The sequence below is a fragment of the Corallococcus sp. M7 genome, assembly GCF_054512695.1.
Genome location: NZ_CM137252.1, coordinates 2,933,951 through 2,951,962, shown reverse-complemented (window position 1 = coordinate 2,951,962; position 18,012 = coordinate 2,933,951). Strand labels below are relative to the sequence as shown.

At 70.8% G+C, this 18,012-nt stretch carries 18 protein-coding genes and 1 tRNA gene; 9 read left to right on the top strand and 10 right to left on the bottom strand.

Translation table 11 applies throughout. The annotated features are described in order from the left end of the window. Positions 1 to 8 precede the first annotated feature (8 nt). The 6 genes from ACX114_RS12265 to ACX114_RS12240 all read right to left on the bottom strand — a co-directional run bounded on the left by ACX114_RS12265 (position 9) and on the right by ACX114_RS12240 (position 4,868). The gene (locus ACX114_RS12265; protein ID WP_459297800.1) at positions 9 to 842 is read right to left on the bottom strand and encodes a hypothetical protein; all 834 of its coding nucleotides are present in this window, start codon (positions 840 to 842) and stop codon (positions 9 to 11) included. Positions 843 to 864: 22 nt separating this feature from the next. Then, complete coding sequence (locus ACX114_RS12260) at positions 865 to 2,211, bottom strand: M24 family metallopeptidase (protein ID WP_459297798.1); 1,347 nt, start codon at positions 2,209 to 2,211, stop codon at positions 865 to 867. Between the two features lie 287 nt (positions 2,212 to 2,498). Continuing rightward, positions 2,499 to 2,717, bottom strand: coding sequence for a hypothetical protein (locus ACX114_RS12255; RefSeq protein WP_459297796.1), 219 nt, complete (start codon positions 2,715 to 2,717; stop codon positions 2,499 to 2,501). 104 nt (positions 2,718 to 2,821) lie between these two features. Continuing rightward, a complete protein-coding gene (locus ACX114_RS12250) occupies positions 2,822 to 3,670 on the bottom strand; it encodes a zf-HC2 domain-containing protein (RefSeq protein WP_459297794.1) in 849 nt (282 codons plus the stop codon). Between the two features lie 149 nt (positions 3,671 to 3,819). Further along, positions 3,820 to 4,290, bottom strand: a complete 471-nt coding sequence (locus tag ACX114_RS12245) for an anti-sigma factor family protein (protein ID WP_459297793.1) — start codon at positions 4,288 to 4,290, stop codon at positions 3,820 to 3,822. After that, a complete protein-coding gene (locus tag ACX114_RS12240; RefSeq protein WP_120564062.1) occupies positions 4,287 to 4,868 on the bottom strand; it encodes an RNA polymerase sigma factor in 582 nt (193 codons plus the stop codon). Before ACX114_RS12240 ends, ACX114_RS12245 begins: the two co-directional genes overlap by 4 nt. Positions 4,869 to 5,251: 383 nt before the next feature. On the opposite strand from ACX114_RS12240, the gene ACX114_RS12235 reads away from it, so the two are divergent. Then, positions 5,252 to 5,803 (top strand): hypothetical protein, encoded by a 552-nt coding sequence (locus tag ACX114_RS12235; protein WP_014395291.1) that lies wholly within the window; start codon positions 5,252 to 5,254, stop codon positions 5,801 to 5,803. Beyond that, on the top strand, positions 5,800 to 6,390 hold the full coding sequence (locus ACX114_RS12230; protein ID WP_459297790.1) for a tRNA-uridine aminocarboxypropyltransferase: 591 nt from the start codon (positions 5,800 to 5,802) through the stop codon (positions 6,388 to 6,390). The genes ACX114_RS12235 and ACX114_RS12230 overlap by 4 nt, the downstream gene beginning before the upstream one ends. 4 nt (positions 6,391 to 6,394) lie before the next feature. Here ACX114_RS12230 and ACX114_RS12225 read toward each other — a convergent pair whose 3' ends face one another. Together ACX114_RS12225 and ACX114_RS12220 are read right to left on the bottom strand one after the other, a co-directional pair. After that, positions 6,395 to 7,822 (bottom strand): protein-disulfide reductase DsbD family protein, encoded by a 1,428-nt coding sequence (locus ACX114_RS12225; protein WP_459297788.1) that lies wholly within the window; start codon positions 7,820 to 7,822, stop codon positions 6,395 to 6,397. 69 nt (positions 7,823 to 7,891) lie between these two features. Beyond that, positions 7,892 to 9,505 (bottom strand): SPFH domain-containing protein, encoded by a 1,614-nt coding sequence (locus tag ACX114_RS12220; RefSeq protein ID WP_459297786.1) that lies wholly within the window; start codon positions 9,503 to 9,505, stop codon positions 7,892 to 7,894. A gap of 369 nt (positions 9,506 to 9,874) precedes the next feature. On the opposite strand from ACX114_RS12220, the gene ACX114_RS12215 reads away from it, so the two are divergent. The 7 genes from ACX114_RS12215 (at position 9,875) to ACX114_RS12185 (ending at position 15,219) form a co-directional block, all read left to right on the top strand. Then, a complete protein-coding gene (locus tag ACX114_RS12215; RefSeq protein WP_459300134.1) occupies positions 9,875 to 11,236 on the top strand; it encodes an IscS subfamily cysteine desulfurase in 1,362 nt (453 codons plus the stop codon). Positions 11,237 to 11,356: 120 nt separating this feature from the next. Continuing rightward, the gene (gene iscU / locus ACX114_RS12210) at positions 11,357 to 11,749 is read left to right on the top strand and encodes a Fe-S cluster assembly scaffold IscU (RefSeq protein WP_120553652.1); all 393 of its coding nucleotides are present in this window, start codon (positions 11,357 to 11,359) and stop codon (positions 11,747 to 11,749) included. A 41-nt stretch (positions 11,750 to 11,790) separates the two neighbouring features. After that, positions 11,791 to 12,174, top strand: a complete 384-nt coding sequence (locus tag ACX114_RS12205; RefSeq protein WP_223741816.1) for a HesB/IscA family protein — start codon at positions 11,791 to 11,793, stop codon at positions 12,172 to 12,174. A 106-nt stretch (positions 12,175 to 12,280) separates the two neighbouring features. Continuing rightward, positions 12,281 to 12,829 carry a Fe-S protein assembly co-chaperone HscB gene (gene hscB / locus ACX114_RS12200; protein WP_459297783.1) on the top strand — a complete coding sequence of 183 codons (549 nt, stop codon included), beginning with the start codon at positions 12,281 to 12,283 and terminating at the stop codon, positions 12,827 to 12,829. Beyond that, a complete protein-coding gene (hscA, locus tag ACX114_RS12195) occupies positions 12,826 to 14,670 on the top strand; it encodes a Fe-S protein assembly chaperone HscA (protein WP_459297781.1) in 1,845 nt (614 codons plus the stop codon). Before hscB ends, hscA begins: the two co-directional genes overlap by 4 nt. Positions 14,671 to 14,673: 3 nt before the next feature. Next, a complete protein-coding gene (locus tag ACX114_RS12190; protein WP_014395282.1) occupies positions 14,674 to 15,051 on the top strand; it encodes a 2Fe-2S iron-sulfur cluster-binding protein in 378 nt (125 codons plus the stop codon). Between the two features lie 84 nt (positions 15,052 to 15,135). Beyond that, a tRNA-Leu gene (locus ACX114_RS12185) sits at positions 15,136 to 15,219 on the top strand. Positions 15,220 to 15,272: 53 nt separating this feature from the next. Here the strand turns inward: ACX114_RS12185 and ACX114_RS12180 are convergent. Beyond that, entirely contained in the window at positions 15,273 to 16,355 is a 1,083-nt protein-coding gene (locus ACX114_RS12180; RefSeq protein ID WP_459297778.1) for a lysylphosphatidylglycerol synthase transmembrane domain-containing protein, read from the bottom strand. A 20-nt stretch (positions 16,356 to 16,375) separates the two neighbouring features. Then, positions 16,376 to 17,968, bottom strand: a complete 1,593-nt coding sequence (locus tag ACX114_RS12175) for an alkaline phosphatase family protein (RefSeq protein WP_459297776.1) — start codon at positions 17,966 to 17,968, stop codon at positions 16,376 to 16,378. Positions 17,969 to 18,012: the final 44 nt, after the last annotated feature.

The window sequence follows — 18,012 nt, the reverse complement described above, 5'->3', positions numbered from 1 at the left end:
GGACCTCATCACGGCTGGCCGGGCGGGATGTCCCGCTCGGGCTGGAGGGGAACGGCCTTCGGCACCGCAGGCGACGCCGCAGCGGGCGTCACCGGCACGGACAGCGACGACGCGGTGGTGACGGGCTCTTCGCGGAACGCACCTGTCACGGTGAGCCCGCGCGCGCGCAGGTGGTTCTGGAGCAGCGAGAGGAATGCCTCCCGCTCCAGCCCCTCCGGAGCCCCCCGGGCTTGCGCCTCCGCGCGCAGCGCCGGGCGGGCGCCCTGCAGGTCCACCGTCTCGAACACCGGCGCCGTCTGCTGCACGCCCGCCGAGCCCAGGCCCTCCACGAGCCCGCCCTCGGCCCCTACGAGCACCTCCCGGCCCGCCACCGACTCCACGCGGAAGGCGTGCTCGTCCAGCACGGGCGACAGGCTCCACCCGGTGTTGCGCAGGAAGACCACGTAGCGCGCGCCCCGGACGAAGCGGGGCACATGGCTCACCACGAGCTGCCGTCCATCCGGCAGCTCGCCTCCGGCCTGCTTGAGGCGCAGCTCCCTCGGCGCCGCGCCCAGGTGCGCCCGCACGTTGCCCAGCGTCACCACCGTCCACGGGCCCGTGCGCGGCGAATACTCACCGCGCACGTCCGTGACTTCACCCTCCACCACGGAGGCCGTCTGGTCGAACAGGCTGAGCAGGCTGTCCACCGCGCGCGGCGGCCGGAGCGGCGCTTCCGAGGCCAGCGGGCTCTCCTGCCGCGCGGGGGCTTCGTCCCCACTGGCGGCACTGCATCCCGTTACTCCCAGGAGGAGCAGTGCGCACGCCCCTCTTCCGAACGTCGTCCATGGTCTGCCCCCGCGCATCACGTCCGCTCCCTTCGTGTCGTCAGTGGATGAGATAGAAGGCGTCCTGGCGCGGCACGAAGAACCGCCAGCCTTCGTCCGTCAGGTACGCCGGATCTTCCTGCATCACCGCCACCTTCTGCCCGCCCCACTCTGGCACGGGCGTGACGGTGTTCAGCTCGACGGCGAGGTACGAGCCCTTGCGCAACAGCCGTGGCGCCTCCGAGCGCGACGCCGCGCGGAAGTCGATGGACGCGCCCAGCGCATGGCCCTGCGCGCCCAGGGGATGGCTGTAGACCTTGGCCTCGATGCCCCGCTCCTTCATCTCCGCCATCGTCGCGTCGTAGACGTCCGCGGACGAGCGCCCCGGCCGCGACGCCCGCAGCATCAGCGCGTCCTGCAGCGTCCGCGTGTTCTCCAGCGCGCGCTTCAGCCCCTCCGGCGCGTCCGTCTCCCCGTCCTTCAGCACGTAGGCCATCTTCTGCCAGTCCGTGCTCAGCCCCAGCGCAGAGACGCCGAAGTCCACGTGCACGAGGTCGCCGCGCTGGATGACCACCGCCTCGTCCGCCACCGCCAGGAAGCCTCGGGAGAAGCCGTCCTTCATGCCCTGCCGCTGCACGCGCAGGTCCGGCTGGAACCACGTGCCCACGCGCGCCTCGAACAGCGCGTCGTAGAGCCAGCGGCGCACGTCCCCCACCGTCGTCTTGCCGGGCACCACGACTTCATTGGAGAGCGCCCGCTTCACCAGCGACTCCGTCAGCACCACCAGGTCGCGGTAGGGCGTGAACTCACCGGGCAGCCGCGTGTCCAGGTACTCCTCGATGAGCGGCGCCGCGCTCACGAAGCGCTCTTGCGCGGACGGGCCCAGCGCCTCCACCAGCCACTTGTAGGTGTCGTGCGTCAGGCTGCGCGTCACGCCCCGCCGCCCGTCCATGGCCAGCGCGATGGTGCGTGGGTGGTAGCGCGCGTCCAGGTCCGCGAGCGCCTCCGCCTGCTTGCGCTCCACCGGGGGCGACTCGAAGAAGCGCGTCACCGCCTCCGTGGCGTAGCCCGTCAACGCGACCTTCTGGAGCCCCGCGTCCCCCGCGTCCACGAAGACGAACACGTCGCGGTTGCCCGCGTAGGGAATGGGCGGCGCGACCCAGGCCGTCAGCGGATCATCGTGGAACTCCTCGTTGACCACGACCCACATGGCCACGCCGTGCCGGCGCATCATGTCCAGGAGCAGCCCGTGCCGCTCCTTCAGCCAGGCCTCGCGCAGGGCCCGCTCCTGGGACGGCGGCGGTACCGGTGACGTGGCGAGCGCGGTGGGGGCGCTCACGGGAACGGTGGCACATGCCACCAGACAGCCCAGGCTCAGGGCGGGCAGGACTGCGCGCCAACGCTTCATGTCGGGAACTCCAGGTCGGGAAGAAGGTGGAGCAGCCTAGCTCGCCCAAAAAACCGAAGCCCCCCGCTCCCGGAACCCATGGGGTCCGGGAACGGAGGGCCTGGGGCGCATTCCCACCTGCTCACCCGCTCGGATGTCCTCGCTCCCACACACTTCCGGATCCCGTCCCCCCCGGTCCGGGACACCTGGAACCCGCGAGGCCTCACGGCCCGCGAATCCGCTGGAAGCGGCGGCCCTCCCCCGAAGGCCGCGTGGAGCGCGGACATCCAACCGCGCGCGCCGTTACCTCAGTAGCTGGCGACCCAATCCAGGTCGCTGTCTTCAAAATCGAGGAGCGATTCCCCACCCTCGTGCCGGGAGTCCTCTTCCCCGTCCCCCTCCTGCTCGTCGACCCGGTACCCCTTCGTCTCCCGGGCCTCGTCCTCCGGCCGCACGCCCGCGCCCCCGTTGGAACCGGGCGCCCACAGCGCGCCGTCCCCCTGGCTCCACGCATCGATGCGGTACATCGCTTCCCCCCGGGTGCGGTGCCTTTCCGTCCCCCTCGCCGCCGCCGCCACGCCGCGCCTCGATAATTAGACGCCGACCGCCAGAATCCTTGGGTCGCGGCTAATCATTTCAAGAAGGAGCCCCCCTGCCGCAGGGCAAGGGCCCGGATTCCGGCCTCTTCGCTCCACCCCGGCTCCCCCCGGCGGGCCACGGCCTCGAAGGCCTCCGCCGCCTGGAGCGGGCGCCCCATGGCCCTGAGCACCAGCGCCCGGTTCCACAGGGCCTGGGGGTGGTCCGGCGCCTGACGCAGCACGCCTTCGAGCAGGTCCAGGGCGCGCCGCCACTCTCCGGCCGCCATCGCCACCACGGCCCGGTCGCTGTCCCGGTCCAGCGAGGGAGCGCTGCGCGCCAGGAAGTCCGACGCCTGACGCAGTTCGCCACGCACGAGGTAGGCCGCCGCGATGCCGTGCAGGTCCCCCCGCTCCTCCAGCGCCGCCAGGGTCCGCAGGGGCACCGGCGGGTCGCTCGCGAGCGCCGCCGCGTCCCCCGCCCCTGTCCGGACGGGGACGTAGGGCAGGTAGCGGTCCGCGGCCGGGTACGCGATGCGCGCCTCCAGCTCCCGCGCGGACGCATCCGCCCGCCACGCGTCTCCCGGCCGGAAGCCGTCCCCGGTCATGAACGCGGCAAGCGCTCCCAGCCCCATGGCCAGCACCGCGCCCAGCGCATGCCGCCACCGGCCTTGTGGCAACGGGAAGCGGACGGGCGCGCGGACGGGTGCGGGGGGTGGTGGCGCGTCGTTGTGCGCCACGGCGCCACACAGGGCCTGGACGCTGAGCATCTCCAACTGCATGGCATCATGCAGCCCGCTGGCGCACGCACGGCAGAGGGCCAGATGGAGCCGGAAGTGCTCCTCGTCCCCCGATTCCAGCTCCCCATCCAGGAACCGGTAGAGCTTCTTGCACCAGAGATCCATCGAGCGTCAGGGCCCCGAGTCGCGAGGCCGCCTCCCGTCTCTTGCGAAACGCGAGCGGGAGCAATCCTTGGTGGATTCCGCTGACAGCGTTCGCCGCTGGCTCCCCCGCCTGCCCCCCAGGGAGGAGCAGGCGGCCGGAGCCCGTGCGCTCAGCGGCGCGTGCGGGGGCGCAGCAGCGTCGCACCGGAGCGGCTGGTGCGCGGGCACGGCAGGCGCGGCGCGCTGACGGCCTCCACCGCCTCCGTCTTCGCGAACCAGGGGCAGCAGTTGGCGCACCCCGGGCAGCGGCGGCGGAAGCGGCGGGCGCCCTGGTGCCACGCCCGGCCCTCGCGCTCCGGAGGCGGCGGCGCGGCGAGCACCTCCCCGGGCCAGTTCTCCGGCACGTCGTCCCAGTCGGCTCCGGGCACCGTGTCGCGGGCCTGGCGGGCGGACACCCAGCGCTCGCTCTCCGCCGCGTCCTCCAGCGCGAGCCTCGCGAGCATCTCCAGTTGCAGGAGGTCGTGGAAGCGGCGGGCGCAGACGTCACAGGTGGCCAGGTGGCCCCGGACGCGGCGCTGGTCCTCGGCGGACAGGCTGCCGTCCAGGAAGGGCTGAAGGTCCTCACACGCGGCGGTGCTCATCGTTCCCTCTCCTGGCGGCGGCGTTCCGCGGTGTCGTGGAGCATGGCCTTGAGGCGGCGGCGGGCGTGGAAGAGCCACGTGCCCACCGTTCCCGCGCTGGGGGTGTTCATCCGCCGGGCGATCTCCGCATGGCGGAGGCCCCGCGCATGCAGTTCGAACGCCTGGCGCAGCTTCTCGTTGAGCCGCGCCACGGCCTGGCGCAGCTCGTCCTCCGTGACGCACTCCCACTGCTCGGGCTCCGGCGCGTCCTCCGGATCCTCGAAGAGCATGTGCACGTTGTGCAGATCCACCCGGCGGTCCGTCTCCGCGCCCTGGCGGCGGCACTGGTCCAGGAACCGGTTGTGCAGCACGCGCACCAGCCACGCGCGGCGTGCGGGCTCCGGCCAGCGCTTGAGCCGCTCCCATTGCAGGAGCGCGCGCAAGAGCACGTCCTGCACCAGGTCGTCGCAATCACTGGCACTCTTGCCACACACATTGCGCGCGATGGCGACCAGCACCGGCTGATGGCGGATCGCGAACGCGGCGAACTCCCCTCCAGAGCCCTCCCGGACTGGCGGCTCCTCCCTCCCTGGCACCATGCGACCGCCTCCCTTCCCTCCAGAGAACGCCGAGGGCCGGATTCTTTTTTTCTCACGGATGCGACAAACGCTGTCGCGCTTCTTTACGCCTCACGGCGGCCAGTACGGCTGCAACACTTCAAGCAGACGCCAATTCCTTGCATGGAATAGACAGACATCCAGGGACTCCCCGGCCCAATGTCTCTCCATGGGTGTGACCTGCCTCCGGGGGTGGCGCGTGTCGGACCCGGCGTGAAAAAGGGGGCGGAAAATGCGCGTCTCGCCGCGTCGTGTTCCGGCCCCGGAGGAAGCCCCCTGGGGACACGGGAAGCGTCCTCCGGCGTAACTCCCCCCTTGCATGCCTGGGGAGTCCTTTGGTCCTCTTGGGCCACCGCCGTATGCCCATGGAAACCGCCGCCGACAGCCGAGAGTACCGCGTGGTCTTCTTCTGCCCCGCGTCGAACGCCCGGCTCGAGCGGCTGGAGGTCCCGGTGCGCCGGCTCCTGTCGCGCATCCAGGCGCCGCCGGCGGAGCTGGCCCCGCTGAGCGAGGCCGGGGCGCTCACGGAGGCCGGGTGGCAGGTCTACCTGGTGCGTTCGCTGACGGAGCGCAGCGCGGCGCAGGCCATGGCGGCCTACGTCAGCGAGGCCACCTGCGCGCTGGCCGCGGAGGTGGACGCGGAGGTGCTGGGGCTCTACGTGGACGTGTCCGGGGACTCCGCGCGCATCTGTCGCTGCGGCCCGGAGGACGGGCCGGAGACCTTCGCCGGGCGCCGGCAGGCCGCGCTCACCCGCACGTCCGAGTGGCTGGAGGTCGCCCCCGCGAGCCTGTCCGCCCTCTTCCAGTTGGATCCGCCGGACGCCGAGTACGAGCCGGACGCGGACGACCGCTTCGTCGAGGAGAAGCTGCGTGAAGCGCGAGCCCTGATGGAGCGCTACCGCACCGCGGCGAAATGAGGTCGAGCACCCCGGAGGACCTGTCGGGCCGCTGTGCGCGCTGCTACCTGCCCACGGCCCTGTGCCTGTGCGCGGACGTGCCCGTCATCCCCACGCGCACGGAGCTGCTGATCATCCGGCACAACAAGGAGTCGCAGAAGAGCACCAACACGGCGCGCATCGCGGCGCTGGCCCTGCCCCGCTGCCACATCGTGTCCTACGGCGCGCCTGGAGCGCCCTTCGACGCGTCGGTGCTGGACACGCCGGACACGTGGCTGCTCTTCCCGGACGCACCGGAGGCGGAGGGGCCGCCGCCGAAGCGGCTGGTCATCATCGACGGGAGCTGGGCGCAGGCGCGGCGCATGGTGCAGCGGGTGCCCGCCCTGCGCCGGCTGCCAGGCATGAGGCTGCCGCCGCCCGCGCCGGACACGCGCCGCCTGCGCAAGCCGCCGCACCCGGACGGGATGTCCACGCTGGAGGCCATGGCCGGCGCGCTCGCGCGGCTGGAGGGCGAGGACATCGCGAAGCCGCTGCTCACGCTGCACGAGCTGATGATTGAACGCGTGCTCGCGAGCCGCGGCCGGCTCGGCTGGGAGAACTACCTCTAGCGACCTACTGGAGGACGACCTTCTGCATCTCCGCCGCGAAGGGCACGGGCTCCAGGAAGCCCGTCACGCGCGGCTTCGTCAGCACGGTGCCGTCCGGGTTCACGAAGGCCACCGTGGGCAGGCCCTCCACGCCCAGCTTCTCCATCAGCGCGTCCAGGTGGTCCTCGCTGTTGGTCGCGTCGATCTTGATGGTGAGGAAGCGGCTGTCCTGCGCCTGGGAGATGACCTCCGTGGACGGGTACGTCAGCCGGTCCAGCTCCTTGCAGGCCGCGCACCAGTCCGCGAAGAAGTCGATGAGCACCGGGCGGCCCTCCTTCTTCGCCGCCGCGAGCACCTGCTCGAACTGGCTCGCGTCGAAGGTCGCCGTCTTCGCCGGCATCACGTGGTGCCACTGCCAGGACGGCGCCACCGGGCGCTCCTGGAGGCCCATGCGCACCCACAGCTCACCCGTGGGCCGCGCGTCCAGCGCGCCGCCGCGCACCACCAGCGCGCCCACCACCAGCGCCACGCCCAGCGCCTTGAAGCCGAAGTCGCGCGCGCCCTCCTTGAACGAGCGGTGCACCGCGCCCACGAGCACGCCCACCACCACCAGCACCGCGGCCAGCACCGCGCCGGGCACCTGGCCCACCTCGGCGCCCAGCGCCTTCACGGTGTCGCGCGCCCAGGGGAAGGCGTCCTTCAGGTACGAGAACGCGAGCGCCACCAGCATGATGCCCAGCACGCTCTTCACCCACTCCATCCACACGCCGCCGCGCGGCAGGCGCACGGTGAACACGCCGATGAGGAAGAACGGCACGCCGATGCCCAGCGCGTAGATGAACAGCAGCGTCGCGCCCAGCGTCGTGTTGGCGGACTTCGCCACGAAGGCCAGCAGGCCCGTGAGCACCGGCCCGGTGCACGGCGCCGCCAGGAAGCCGGACACGCTGCCCATCACGAACGCGCCCGCGATGCCCGTGCCGCCCACGTTGCTCAGCTTCGTCTGCATGGACGACGGCAGCGCCAATTCGAACGCGCCGAACATCGACGAGGCCAAGAGCAGCAGGAACACGGCCAGCCCCACCACCACCACGGGGCTGCCCAGCATGGAGCCGAAGGCCTGGCCCGTCTTCGCCGCCAGGATGCCCAGCGCGCTGAACACCACGCCCATGCCCACGATGTACGACGTCGTCAGCGCCAGCGAGCGGCCCCGCGCCTCCGCCTTCCTCGCGCCGAACACCGACACGGTGATGGGGATGAGCGGGTACACACACGGCGTCATCGCCGTGAGCAGGCCGCCGGCGAACACCACCAGCGCGCCCCACGCGAGGTTCCCGGACTCCAGGAACCGGGCCGCGTCCAGCCCGGCGCTCGGGCCCGTGGGCAACAGCCACGGGACCACCGCCACCGCCACGCCCGCCACCACCGCCGCCAGCATCAGCTTCTTCGTGTCCATGCGTGCCTTACGCCTCCGCGCGTCCGGACCTTCGAGGCTCCCTTCTATATGCGGAGGCTGGCGACGCGGCTACCCCACAGGCATCTGCGCGGGGGAGGCAGGCACCTTCAGCCCCGCGGAGCGCGCCAACCCCATCACGCCCTCCACGGCGGCGGCGATGTAGCCAAAGGGGTTCGCTCCATCCACCGCCGTCACGTGCACCTCGCCCATCTGCTGCTGGAAGGCCGCCGCCACCTGCGGCAGCTGCTGCGCCAACGTCAACTGGATGACCTCCGGGCTCACCGAGTTCTCGATGTCGCGCAGCGTCTTCGCGCGATCCATCTCCAGCCCCTGCTGCGCGCGGGTGCGCCGCAGCTCCAGCTCCGCGATGCCGGCTTCCGCCTCCGCGATGGACTGCTTCGCCAGCAGCACCTGGAGCCGGGCGGACAGCTGCTCGGCCTCCTGCCGGGCCTCGGCGAGCCGCACCTCGTGACGCGTGGCCTCCGCCTCCTGCTGGCGGCGCATCCGCTCCAGCTCCACCTGCGCCTTGGCGGCCTCCGCCTCCTGCTCCCAGCGCAGCTGCTCCAGCTCACCCTGCGCGCGGTTGTACGCGAGCTGCCGTTCACTCGTGAGCCGCGCCTCCTCCAGCCGCGCGTCCGTGGCCAGCGCCTCCAGGCGGGCCTGCTCCTTCAGGGCCTGCGTGCGCGTGCGGACCTCCTCCTGCGCGGTCAGCTTCGCGAGCGCGACCTCCCGCTCCACGGAGGTGCGCTCCTGCTGCTGCTGGCGCACCTGCTCCATCTTCGCCTGGGCGAGCCGCGCCTCCACCGCGAGCTGCTCCAGCCGCGCCTGCTCCTCCGTGGCCTGCGTGCGCTGACGGACCTCCTCCTTCGCGGCGAGCTTCTGGAGGTTGAGCACGCGCTCGGCCTCCGTCTCCTCGCGCCGCACGAAGCGCTCCTTGGCCAGCTCCGCCTCGCGCGCCTGCCGCTCCTGCTCACGGCGGAAGCGGGCCTGCATGTGCTCGAAGACGGCGCTGGAGAGCACGCGCACGTCCTGGATCTCAATCGTGTCCAGCAGCACGCCCCAGCCGGTGTCGGTGCGGTCCTCCAGCCGGCCCCGCCCGGAGAGCACCGGCGCGATCTCGCGCATCAGCTCCTCCGCGATGCCCTCCTTGCGCCGGGTGAGGCACTCCTCCACGGTGAGGTTCGCCACCAGCCGGCGCGCCGCGCCCACGAACATCTCCCCGAGCAGCTCCGCCAGCTTCTCCTGCGCGCGCTCCGGGTAGCTGAAGTTGAGCATCCGGAAGGCCACCAGCGGATCCGCGATGCGGTACACCGCCAGGCCCGTCACCGCCACACCCACCTTCTCGCTCGTCACCTGATCCGCGGTGAACTGGAAGCGCTGGATGCTGGTGGGCACGATGGCCACCGAGTCGCCCGGCAGCTTGAAGCAGCTCGCGCCCTGGCCGCTCACCTCGCGCACGCGCCCCCGGCGCATGTGGATGAGGAACTCGCTGGGCCGCGCCGTGATGAGGCCCCACTTCTTCACCTTGTCGGGGTCCTCCGCGGGCTTGCCCGCCCGCCAGCCGTCCGCGTAGCGCGAGCGCTCCAGCCCTCCCTCCAGGCGGATCAGCGACGGCCGCCCCATCCCCTCCTGCTGCGTGTCCTGGGCGTTGTTCCGGGCCTGCGACTTCGCGTTGGCGCTCATGTTTGGCACCCTCCGCGCCGGCTCCAGTGCAGGCGCCCGGCCATGCCCGGCGGGGCCACGAAACGGGCACTTATGGGCGCGCGAAGCGCTGTTTCGGATCACCCCGCGCCAACCTGGCGCAGCCGGAGTGCGCCACTCTGGAGGAGCGTTGAACCGTGCCGGCGCACTCCACGACCCGGTGCGTCGCGGACAGGGGCCCCGGACCCCATGTTCCCTTGACCCGAGGGGGGTCGATTTTATAATTGACCAGTCCGGTCCACATTCGTGTGGGCCCATGTAGACCCTGCCGCTGCGCGCGGACCCACCGCGTCGCCGGGGAGCGGAGGGGTGTTCCACCCTCCTGCGTCACTTCTTCCTGAGGACTTCATGCTGAACCTGCCCATCTACATGGACAACCACGCGACCACCCCGCTCGACCCGCGGGTGCTGGAGGCGATGTTGCCCTACCTCCGCGAGGACTTCGGCAACGCGGCCAGCCGCAACCACGCGTTCGGCTGGAAGGCCGAGGCCGCGGTGGAGAAGGCGCGCCGGCAGGTGGCGGACCTCATCGGCGCGTCGGAGAAGGAGATCGTCTTCACCTCCGGCGCCACCGAGTCCGACAACCTGGCCATCAAGGGCGTCATCGAGTTCTACAAGTCCAAGGGCGACCACATCATCACCCTGAAGACCGAGCACAAGGCCGTCCTGGACACCTGCAAGCGCCTGGAGCGCGTGCGCCAGGAGCGGCTGGACGAGCTCAAGCTGCTGCGCCTGGGACAGCTGGCCGAGCGCGACGTCACCCCGGAAGAGGTCCCGGAGCTGGCGGCGAAGTTCAACCTGGACGCGGACGACACGTACAAGAAGTGGGCGGAGATGCCCACGGGTGGCGCGCGCGTCACCTACCTGGACGTGGAGCGCGACGGCCGCGTGAGCCTGGAGAAGCTGTCCGCGGCGATGACGCCCAAGACGGTGCTCGTCTCCATCATGTTCGCCAACAACGAGATCGGCGTGGTCCAGCCGGTGGCGGAGATTGGCAAGCTGTGCCGTGAGCGCGGCATCCTCTTCCACTGCGACGCGGTGCAGGGCGTGGGCAAGGTGCCCTTCGACGTGGAGAAGATGAACGTCGACCTGGCCTCCATCAGCGCGCACAAGATGTACGGCCCCAAGGGCGTGGGCGCCCTCTACGTGCGCCGCAAGCCGCGCGTGCGCATCGCGCCCATGGTGGACGGCGGCGGTCACGAGCGCGGCATGCGCAGCGGCACGCTGAACGTGGCGTCCATCGTCGGCTTCGGCGCGGCGGCGGAGGTCGCGCGGCAGGACCTGCCGGAGGAAGCGGCGCGCCTGTTCCGCCTGCGCGAGCGGCTGCGCACCGGCATCATGGAGCAGCTGGACATGGTGACGGTGAACGGCAGCCTGGAGCACCGCATGCCGGGCAGCCTCAACATCTCCTTCTCCTACGTGGAGGGCGAGGCCCTGATGATGTCCATCAAGGACGTCGCGGTGTCCTCCGGCTCCGCGTGCACGTCCGCGTCGCTGGAGCCGTCCTACGTGCTGCGCGCGCTGGGGGTCGAGGAGGACATGGCGCACAGCTCCATCCGCTTCGGCCTGGGCCGCTTCAACACGGAGGAGGAGGTCGACTTCGTCATCCGCCTCGTGGTGGACAAAGTCCGCAAGTTGCGAGACATGAGCCCCCTGTACGAGATGGCCAAGGAAGGCATCGACCTCAAGAGCATCGAGTGGACCGCCCACTAGGCGCTCCCCTCCTCTCAAGACTTCCCGCCGGGCACGGAACCCCCCGCCCGCCCGGCCGCGCATCGGTTGCCCGGATGGCGCATCAGTTCAAGCGTTGGTGGATGAAGGAGCGTTAGACGCATGGCTTACAGCGAGAAGGTCATCGAGCACTACGAGAACCCCCGCAACGTGGGGACGCTCGACAAGAACGACCCGAACGTCGGCACCGGTCTCGTGGGCGCCCCCGCCTGCGGCGACGTGATGCGCCTCCAGCTGAAGATCAGCGACTCGGGCGTGATTGAGGACGCGCGGTTCAAGACCTTCGGCTGCGGCTCCGCCATCGCGTCCAGCTCGCTCGTCACCGAGTGGGTGAAGGGCAAGACGGTGGATCAGGCCATGACCATCTCCAACAAGGACGTGGCCCGGGAGCTGGCGCTGCCTCCGGTGAAGATCCACTGCTCCGTGCTGGCCGAGGACGCCATCAAGGCGGCCATCGAAGACTTCAAGAAGAAGCGCGCGTCGCGGCAGGCCTGAAGCTTTCGCGCGGCATCTCTTCCAGGATCGAGGACGACTCCATGAACGAGCAGGCCCAGACGACCCAGGCCCCTCAGACGCCCCCCAAGCCGGCCCCCAAGGGCATTGGCCTGGCGGACAGCGCGGTGGCGCGCCTCAAGCAGTTGCTGGAAGAGCGCCAGACGCCGGACGCCGGCCTGCGCATCGCGGTGAAGGGCGGCGGGTGCTCCGGCCTCCAGTACTCCATGGAGTGGTCGGAGAAATCCCGCGAGCGCGACAAGGTGTTCGAGCGCGACGGCGTGCGCGTCTTCGTGGATCCGAAGAGCTACCTGTACCTCATCGGCACGGAGCTGGTGTTCGAGCAGACGCTGATGGCGTCCGGCTTCAAGCTGAACAACCCCAACGTCAAGGCCGCGTGCGGCTGCGGAGAGAGCTTCTCCGTCTGAGCCCACATGGCCTTCCCGCCCGCCCCGTTGGTCAGGGAGCGGGCAGCAGGGGTCCGGCCCGGTGCCGGGCCCCTTTTTCGTTTCCCCCCATGAGGATGTGCGCACCGTGAGGACCCACTTCGACGTGTTCGGGCTGCCCCGCTCCCACGCCGTGGACGTGCCGGCGCTGGAGAAGCAGTACCGGGAGCTGTCGCTCCAGCTGCATCCGGACCGCGTCGGCCCGGGTGACGCGAAGGCGCGCCTGGCCGCCGTGGAGGGCACCACCGCCCTCAACGAGGCCTTCAAGACGCTGAAGGACCCGGTGCGCCGCGCCTTCTACCTGCTCAAGCTCCACGGCGTGGACCTGGACCGCGAGGACGCGGGCGCCCAGAAGGACATGCCCCTGGAGTTCCTGGAGGAGGTCATGGAGCTGCGCGAGGCCCTGGATGAGGCCATCGCCGCGAAGGACCTGCCCCGGGCCCAGGCCATGGCGAAGGACGTGGCGGGCCGCAAGGCGGCGGCGCTCCAGGAGGCCGTCGCGGCGCTCGGTTCGCTGGAGGCCGCCGGGGATTCTCCGGACGGGGTGAGAAAGGCATCGCACGCGCTGGGGCGGGTGCGCTACTTCACGCGCTTCCTCGAGCAGGTGGACGCGTTCGAGGAGGAGGTGCTCGCGTGAGCAACAACGGCTATCTGCAGATCCACGACCCGCTCAAGCCGAAGGGCCACGTGGTGGGCATCGACCTGGGGACCACCCACTCGCTGGTGGCGTCCGTGTCGCAGGGCAAGCCCCGGTGCGTTCCGGTGGATGAGGGCGACTCGCTCTTGCTGCCCTCCGTGGTGCATTACGGGAAGGACGGCGGCGTGGTGGTGGGCGTTCGCGCCCGGAAGCTCGCGGCCGAGGCCCCCACGGACACCATCGTGTCGGTGAAGCGCTTCATGGGCCGCAGCCCGGACGATCCGGAGACGCGCAAGCTGGGCCACTACGACTTCGCACCCGGCGCCAACGTGGTGCGCTTCAACGTGGCCGGTGGCCAGCCGGTGACGCCCATCGAGGTGTCCGGTGAGATTCTCCGCTCGCTGAAGCGCCGCGCCGAAGCGCACTTCTCCGGCAAGGTGGAGCAGGCCGTCATCACCGTGCCCGCCTACTTCGACGACGCCCAGCGCCAGGCCACCCGCGACGCGGGAAAGCTCGCGGGCCTGGAAGTCCTGCGCCTGCTCAACGAGCCCACCGCCGCCGCGCTGGCGTACGGCCTGGACAAGGGCAGCCAGGGGATGTTCGCCGTCTACGACCTGGGCGGCGGCACGTTCGACATCTCCATCCTCAAGCTGGAGGACGGCGTCTTCGAGGTGAAGTCCACCGGCGGCGATTCGGCCCTCGGCGGCGACGACTTCGACCGCGCCATTGCGCAGCACGTGCTCCAGAAGCGGGGCGTCCAGGCCCCCACTCCCGCGCAGGTGGCGGAGCTGATGGCCGCCGCTCGGAAGGCGAAGGAGGCGCTCACTGACGCGGCGGAGGTCACGCTCAGCGTGGAGGGCCACTCCCAGCCGGTGTCCCGCGCGGACTTCGAGGCGTGGATCCAGCCGCTCGTGGCGAAGACGGGCGCGGTGTGCCGGCGGGCCCTGAAGGACGCGGGCGTGGCGGCAGGCGAGCTGGACGGCGTCATCCTGGTGGGCGGATCCACCCGCGTGCCCGCGGTGCGCCGCTTCGTGGCGGAGCTGTTCGGCCGCGAGCCCCTGGGCGACATCGATCCGGATCAGGTCGTGGCGCTCGGTGCGGCGGTCCAGGCGAGCCTCCTCACCGACGGCGACCGTCAGGACGAGGTGCTGCTGCTGGACGTCATCCCCCTGTCGCTGGGCCTGGAGACGATGGGCGGCATCACGGAGAAGCTGATTCCTCGCAACTCCACCATCCCCACGGCGGCGGCGCAGGTGTTCACCACGTTCAAGGACGGCCAGACGGGCCTGGACGTGCACGTCGTGCAGGGCGAGCGCGAGCTGGTGCAGGACAACCGCAGCCTCGCGCGCTTCACGCTCTCCGGCATCCCCTCCATGGCGGCCGGCATGGCCCGCGTGGAGGTGCGCTTCCAGGTGGACGCGGACGGCATCCTGTCCGTCACCGCCAAGGAGCAGAGCACCGGCGTGGCGCAGGCCATCACCGTGAAGCCCAGCCATGGCCTGACGGAGGAAGAGATTGAAAAGATGCTCCTCGACTCCATCGACTTCGCGGAGGACGACATCCAGGCCCGCCAGCTGCGCGAGCAGCAGGTGGAGGCCGAGCGCGTCCTCTCCGAGGCCGACCGGCAGCTGCGCGAGAACGCGACCCTGCTAGAGGCCGGCGAGCCGGAGGCCATCCAGGCCGCCATTGCCCGCGTGCGCGAGGCCGCGCAGGGCAAGGACTACCTGGCCGTGAAGGAGGCCCTGCACGCGCTGGACGAGGCGTCCCGGGCGTTCATCGAACGGGTCATGAACCGCGCCATCACCCAGGTGGTGTCCGGCCATTCCGTGGAGGAGTACTGAGCCGTGCCCAAGGTCACCTTCAAGAGCCCCCTGGCCGAGGTCGCCGTGGACGTGCCCCCGGGCACCACCCTGCTGGACGCCGCCGAGAAGGGCGAGGCCCAGGTGGGCCATAGCTGCGGCGGCGTGTGCGGGTGCTCCACCTGCCATGTCTGGGTCCGCAAGGGCCTGGACTCGCTGAGTGAGCAGCGGGACGACGAGATGGACCGCCTGGACATGGGCTTCGACGTCCGGCCGTACTCCCGCCTGTCCTGCCAGACGGAGGTCGGCGGCGAGGACGTCACGGTGGAGATCACCGAGGAGTCCCTGGTCGCCTTCATGGACGAGAACCCGGCCATCCGCCGGAAGCTCGAGTCCGAGGGCCGCTGGCCGCTGAAGAAGTAGGCGGAAAAAAGGGTGTTGACCGGGCGGGGGAGGTTCTCTATACGTCTCGCCCATCACGGCGCCGCGAGGCACCGCGAGCCACCTGCCCAGGTGGTGGAATTGGTAGACACACTAGATTCAGGGTCTAGCGCCTGCAAGGGCATGGAGGTTCGAGTCCTCTCCTGGGCACTGCAGTAAAGAAGGGCCCCGACCACAAGTCGGGGCCCTTTTTGTTTTCCGGCTCAGGGAGGCGCGGGCTCCACGGCCTCGTGCGCCACGTGGTGCGCGGCGGCGTTGGCCAGCCGGCCGCCCTTGCGCAGGTCGCGGATCCGCAGCTTGGAGCGGTGCACGCACCAGGCGCCCACGGCCACCTGGCTGATGACGGTGCCCAGGTGGGTGAGCGTGGCGAAGGCCGCCGCGTCCTCCGGGTGCGAGCCCAGCGCGCGCGCCGCCCAACTGGTGACGAAGTAGTAGATGCCCATGCCCGCCGGGACGCCCGGCAGCGACTGCCCCAGGGAGATGGCGCCCAGCACCACGGCGCCCGCGAAGAGGCCCCCGGGGATGTGGACGCCATGCAGCGCCAGGCCGTACGCCAGCGCGGAGGCGAACACCGGGAAGATGGAGAAGAAGAACACCTTCGCCATGCCCTTGAAGGAGCGCGCGGTGCCCAGGCCCTCGCCCACGTGGTTCAGGAAGCTGTCCACGCGGGGCATGGTGTGACGCTGGTGCAGCCAGCGGCCCAGGGGCGCCGCCCAGTGGGCCAGCAGCACCACCAGCGCCACCAGGCCGATGCACAGCGACAGCGCCACGTGCAGCTCCGTGCGGAAGTGGGCCATGGTCTCGCCGAAGGGGCCCAGGAAGGACAGGGCCACCAGCAGCATCAGGCAGGCGAACTCCATCAGCTTGCACACGCCCACGGAGCCCAGGCACCGGATGAAGGGGAGGTTGTGGGTGCGCGACAGGAGGAACGAGCGCGTCACCTCGCCCAGCTTTCCCGGCAGCGCGTTGTGCACGAAGACGCCAATGCCCACGAGCTGGAAGCGGTCCTTGAACGGGATGGGCCTGCGCAGCGTGGCCTGCCACTGCACCGCCCGCAGCGGCACCAGCGATGCCTGCAGGAGCATGAACGGCACCAGCCACACCAGGTGCCCCGGCAGGTCTCGGACGAACTTGTCCAGGGGGAAGCGCGGTGTCAGCAGGTCCCCGGAGCCACTCAGGTTCCATTTGAAGAACGCGGTGGAGAGCAGCAGCAGGGACAGGACGAGCCCCACCACCCCACCCAGCACCTTGAGCCACGTGCGTCCACCGGCGTTGGGAAGCCGCATGGTCCTCCCCTTCCTCGGTTTCAATGGAGAATCCGCGGCGAGCCGGTGTCCAGGTAGGCCTCCGCCAGGCGCTCGTGCAGCGCCGCGCAGTGGCCCAGGCCGGACAGGTCCACCGGACCGTTCGCGGGCCACATCACCAGGCTGTCGGACTCCACGCGCGTCAGGCCGCCGTGCGAGCCGAACTCCCACGCGAAGCCCACCGTGCCGCCCTTCTGCACGGCTTCACCGAAGAGGACCAGGTCCCCCGCGGTATCCATGCGCGGCAGTCCGTGGAGGAAGTCCGCCACGGCGCGCTTGCTGTACTCGGTGGTGAGCGGCGCGCGGTCCAGGTCCTCCGGGCCGTAGACGCCTCCGCCCATCACCACCACCGCCTCCGCGCCCCGACGCATCGCCACCATGCCGATGTCCGGGTTGTTCGTGGCGCGGGCCAGCACCTCCGGATGCCGCGCCAGCAGCTCGCGCGCCTCCAGCGGCGCGGGACGGCCGCTCAGGTAGATGTGCGCGAAGTTGCCGGCCTCCACCACCACCGGGATGAAGGGCTCGCGCGCGGCGGTGTCCGGGGCGGGAGCCTGGCGCCCATCCAGCAGGCCGCGGCGCACATCGTCCTTCAGGGGCGGCACCTCGCCCTCTAAGAGGACGGCCTCCAGGCGCCGGCCCTGGCGCTGCTCCAGCGGCAGGCTGTCCACGTGGCCGTGATCCGACAGGAGGATGACGTCGTAGGGCTCCGGCGCGGCGCGGGCCACGGCGAAGAGCTCCGCCAGCGACGCGTCCACCCGGTGGAGCTCCTGCATCGCCAGCTCCGAGCGCGGGCCTCGGCGGTGCGCCACCTCATCGTAGTTGCCGTAGACCAGGTAGATGAGCGGCACGCCGCGCACCATGTCCACCAGGGACTTGGTGTACGCGAAGCTCCAGCCCAACCGCTGGAGGAGGATGCGGCTCACGAGGAAACCCTGCTCGTGGCGCCAGTCGTTGACGGAGCGCGCCCACTGGCGCACCTCGCGCACGGCCTGCCAGGACTCCATGCCGAAGGAACGCAGGAAGTCCCACGCGCTCTTCGTGCGCGCCGAACCCAGGCCTTCAATCTCGTACGCGAACGAGCGCGCCATCAGCTTGAAGCTCGACAGCGTGCTCATGCACATGCGGTTCATGGCGCCCGCGTGGAAGAGCGAGAAGTACGTGTGGCCGCCGTGGTCCAGGAGGCTCGTGCGGCCGTGGCCGCGCAGGCGCGCGTCGATGGCCATCGCGTCGCCCGGGGTGTTCATCTGCACCTTGCGGCCGAGCGCCCGGTCGTACCAGCTGTAGCCCGGCAGGTTCGGATGCCGCAGGCCGTAGAGCAGCCCCGCCTGGAAGAACGGCGTGGACGTGGGTGCGCCCCAGAATGCGTTCTCCAGGTGATACGCGCCAGAGCGGACCAGCTGTGAAACAAAGGGCATGCGCCCTGTGACAATGGCTTCGTCGAGGAGCGCCTTGGGCACACCGTCCAGGTGGACGAGCAGAGCGTTCCGGGGCCGACGGGCCGCCACGGGCGGAACTTTCGATCCAATCCTCCGGACGAGGGTATTCGCCCAGTTTCGTGAATTCTCGCTGACGAGCTCGTTGAGACTTTCGCGCACGTTGACGGCTCCCCCATCCCCCAAGGCAAAATGGGCATTCAGGG